The organism is Streptomyces sp. NPDC046876, from assembly GCF_040645035.1.
GTDB lineage: Bacteria > Actinomycetota > Actinomycetes > Streptomycetales > Streptomycetaceae > Streptomyces.
In genome coordinates, this window is record NZ_JBEYXK010000198.1 from 1 (window position 1) to 4,609 (window position 4,609).

Sequence of the window (4,609 nt, forward strand, 5' to 3'; positions counted from 1 at the left end):
GACGAACCGGGTGCGCAGCACCTCGTGCCGGGCCACCAGAGCCGAGAACGCCGTCTCCAACGCCTCCACATCCAACCCGCCCCGCACCCGCAGCATCGCCGGGACGGACAGATCCAGCCCATCCAGTCCGAGCTGCTCCAAGAACCACAGACGCTGCTGCGCGAACGAAAGCGGCAGACCGCCCTCAGCACGCGGCACCGGCACGAGCGCCGCCCCTTCGGATGCCGCGGCATCCTTGCCGCCGGCGGAGGCCGAGGCCAGCTTCGCATCGACGAGCTGGGCGAGTGCCGCGACCGTCGGTGCGTGGAAGACCTCTCGGACCGAGACTCGAATGGACAGGTCCTTGCGCAACCGGGAGGTGAGCTGCGTCGCCAGGAGGGAGTCGCCGCCCAGCTTGAAGAAGTCGTGTTGCCGTGCGGGCCGGGAGACACCGAGCACTTCCTCGAACAGTCGTGCCACGGCGGCTTCGGATGCCGTGCCCGGCGCCTCCTGCAGCACTTCGGGATCGACGTCCGCTACGGCCACCCGCTCGATCTGCACAGGCTCCTCGGCGGTGAGGTCCAGCCGGAACCTGGTGCGCTGGAACGGGTAAGTGGGCAGTGCGATGCGTCGCCCGGCAGCGCCCGAGTGGACCCCGTGCCAGTCGAGGTCGTGGCCGGCGCTCCAGAGGGAGCCCGCCGAGCCGAGAATGTGTTCGAGGTCGGAGACCGGAGCCGAGGGGTGAGGCAGGCTCGAGACGACGAGGTGGTCCTTCTTGAGATCCGGGTGCCTGCGGACCAGCGTGGTCATGCTCCGGCCCGGACCCACTTCGAGAATCGTTCTGTTGTCGGACTCCAGCAGCTTGGAGACGACGTCGCCGAACCGGACGGTGTTGCGCATGTGGTCCACCCAGTACTGCGGGGTGGCCAGCCGATCCGGGTCCATGAGCCGGCCGTCACTGTCGGAGACGAACGGGACGACAGGTCGGCCGAACTCGACGGACGCCATGAAGTCGGCGAATCGCCCGGTGATCGAGTCCACCAGCGAGGAGTGACCGGCGCCCGGGATGTGCAGCCGGCGAACGTCGACTCCGGCCTTGTGCAACCGCGCGGCCAGCTCCACGACCGCCGTCGTCGGTCCGGACAGCACACACTGGTCCGGTCCGTTCACGGCTCCCAGCGAGACTCCGTCCGTCAGGAGCCGGGACACTTCGGACTCCGGCAGGGACACCGCGAGCATCCCTCCGCTCGGCAGCGTCTCCAGCAGCCGACTGCGGCAGGTCACGACCGCTGCCGCGTCGGCCAGGGTGAAGACCCCGGCCACACATGCGGCCGCATAGCTTCCGAGGCTCTGACCGGCGACCACGTCCGGCGTGATCCCCCACGACTCCCACAACCGGTAGAGGGCCATCTCCACACTGAAGATCGCCGCATGCGCGACGGGCAACTCCGCGAAGTCCGTCCCCGCAGACGGGGATGTCTCGCCGAAGAGAACATCGGGGAGCGAGACATCGAGATGGGGAGCGAACGCCGCCGAGCATGCGTCGAGGGAGGCCCTGAAAATTCCCTCATGGAGGTAGAGCTCACGGGCCATGCCCAGCTTCTGACCTCCATGGCCGGGAAAGACCATGGCCACGGAGCGGTCCGTGCCATTGACGGGTTCGGCAGGGAAGGAGTTGGTGTCGGCCAGCCGCGCAACCAGATCCTGCACGGTCGAGCCGACGAAGGCCTGCCGGTATGGGTGGGCCTGACGGCCCGTCTGGGTGGTCCAGGCCACGTCCCGGAGGTCGGTGGCGGGGTGCTTCTCCAGGTGGTCGGCGAGCCGAGTGCGAGCGTCGGACAGGGCCGGACGGGACTTGGCAGAGACCACCACCAGCTGGGACGGCTTCTCCGCCTTCGTACGGGGGACTGGTGGTGCCTCTTCGAGAAGGACGTGGGCGTTGGTGCCTCCGACACCGAGGGCGTTGACCGCTGCCCGGCGAGGAGCGCCGTTGGACTCCCACTCGCGCAGCTCCGCGTTCACCCGGAAGGGAGAGTTCTCGAAGTCGATCTCCGGATTGGGCGTCGCGAAGTTCAGGCTCGGCGGTATCAGCCGGTGGCGCAGTGCCAGGATCGTCTTGATCAGGCCGGCCACCCCGGCGGCTGCATCGGAATGGCCGATGTTGGTCTTCAGCGAACCGATCCAGATCGGGCCCTGCGGCCGATCGGCGACCCGCCCCGGCCCGTAGGCCGCGGTGAGTGCCGCGACCTCGATCGGATCACCCAGTCGGGTGCCGGTTCCGTGGGTCTCGACATAGGAAACGGTGTCAGGATCGACCTCCGCGACCTTCAGCGCGGTCCGCATCACCTCGGCCTGCCCCGACACGCTGGGCGCTGTGAACCCGATCTTTTCGTGTCCGTCGTTGTTCACGGCGGTCCCGATCAGCACGGCGTGAATCGTGTTCCCGTCCGCCACCGCGTCGTCCAGGCGCTTCAGGACCACGATGCCCACGGCGTCGCCGCCCACCGAACCTCCGGCGGCAGCATCGAACGCCCGGCAGTGTCCATCGCCGGACATCGCCCCGTCCTCGGTGTACTCGGCTACGGGCGTCGGTACGTGAACACTGGCCCCGCCGGCCAGCGCCATGTCGCAGTCGCCCGCCAGCAGTGCCTGAGCTGCCTGATGGACGGCCACCAGCGACGTGGAGCAGGCGGTCTGCACGGTGACGGCGGGACCGCGCAGACCGAGCTGATAGGCGACGCGCGTGGTCAGAAAGGCGACGCCAGTACCGAAGCCGAGCATCATCTCACTCGGATTCCCCAGCCGGTCCCGCACGGCACGCAGTGACTCCAAGTGGCCCGTCTGGCTGCCGCCCGCGTAGACGCCGATGGGCCCGGGGAAACGCTCCGGGTCCTCCCCCGCGCATTCGAGAGCCTCGACCGCGCATTCCATGAACAGGCGATGCTGCGGATCGATGATCAGGGCTTCGCGCGGCGCGTAACCGAAGTAGTCGGAGTCGAAGCAGTCGGGATCGCCGAGCTCGGCGAACGCTGGACGGTGCGACACATCCTCCGAGACCGGTACGGGTTTGACCGACTCCACGCCGTGGGCCAGGTTCTGCCAGAACCCGTCCAGGTCCTCCGCCTCCGGGAAGCGGCCCGCCATCCCGATGACGGCGATGTGCGAAGGGTTCACCTCGAAGGTGTCGCCGTCGGCCATCAGCTGTCTCCCTTCGAAGTGCTGCGGCGGCGCCGCTGACTCAGCCTTGTCCTACCGCTCTGCCGGGACCGCGCGACGGCCGTGTCGTCCACCGGCGCTGTGTCGCGGTCGGAGAGGTACAGGGCCAGGGCGCGGACCGAGGTGTGCTGGAACAACGCGACCATGGGGATCGGCACGTCCAGTCGTGTGGCGAGGCGACCGCGCACCTGTGCCAGAAGCAAGGAGTGTCCGCCGAGGTCGAAGAAGTTGTCGTGGATGCCGACCTGTTCGACACCCAGCACTTCGGCCCAGATGCCGGCGACGGCGGTCTCGATCTCGCCGCGCGGCGCCACGTACTGGGCGGAGAGTTCGGGCCGGTCGGTCTCGGGGGCAGGCAGGGCTCGGCGGTCGACCTTGCCGTTGGGTGTGAGCGGCAGGGCGTCCAGGTACACGAACGCGGCGGGCACCATGTAGTCGGGCAGGCTGGCGCCGCACCAGCGCCGCATCGCCGTGGTGTCCAGCGTGGCGCCCCGACGCGGTACCACGTAGGCGACGAGCCGCTTGTCCCCGGCGGACGCCTCCCGCAGGACCGCTGTGGCCGAAGCCACGTCCTGGTGCGCCACCAACCGTGTCTCGATCTCGCCCAGCTCGATGCGGATGCCCCGCATCTTGACCTGGGTGTCGATCCGGCCGAGGAACTCCAGGTTTCCGCTGGGCAGCCAGCGGACCAGATCACCGGTGCGATACACCCGGCGGACCCTTCCGCCGATCTCCACCTCGACGAACTTCTCGGCGGTGAGCTCCGGCCGGTTCAGGTATCCCCGCCCCAGGCTGGCTCCACCCACCAGCAGTTCCCCGGGCACGCCGACCGGCACCAGCCGGTCGGCCTGACCCACCACGAACACCTCGGTGTTCGCGACAGGACGACCGATCGGCACGGAGCCCGACACGGCCTCCCTTCCGTCGTATGTGACCACGCACACGGTCGCCTCTGACGGGCCGTAACCGTTGATCAGCCGCGGGCACCGCTGCCACGCCAGCCAGGACTCCGGATTGGACGCTTCACCGCCGACGATCAGAACGTCCAACTGGTCCAGGAACGCTGTGTCCGCCCGCTCGAGGACCGAGGGAGGAAGCGTGATCGTGTTGATGCCGTAGGTCCGGATGGTGTTCTCCAGCTCACCTCCGGGCATCAGCTGCGGCCGAGAGGCGAGCACCACCGTGCCTCCGATCCCGAGTACGGAATAGATCTCGAAGGCCGAGCCATCGAAAGCGAGCGAAGCGAACTGGAGAATGCGGCTGCCCCTATGCAGTCGGTATTCCGTCTGCAGGGCACCGGCCATGTTCACCACCCCGGAGTGCTGGATCATGACGCCTTTGGGGGTGCCGGTCGAGCCGGAGGTGTAGATGACGTAGGCGAGGTGGTCGGGGGTGGTGTGGTGGTCCGGGTTGG

2 protein-coding genes are annotated in these 4,609 nt (G+C 68.5%); both read right to left on the reverse strand.

Annotation, left to right across the window (positions count from 1 at the left end; all coding sequences use genetic code 11):
• Positions 1 to 3,177: beta-ketoacyl synthase N-terminal-like domain-containing protein (locus tag ABZ924_RS38125; protein ID WP_361920263.1), on the reverse strand; the 3,177-nt coding region annotated here is incomplete at its 3' end.
• A partial coding sequence (locus tag ABZ924_RS38130; RefSeq protein ID WP_361920265.1) for a non-ribosomal peptide synthetase occupies positions 3,177 to 4,609 on the reverse strand: 1,433 nt, incomplete at its 5' end. The genes ABZ924_RS38130 and ABZ924_RS38125, both read right to left, overlap by 1 nt.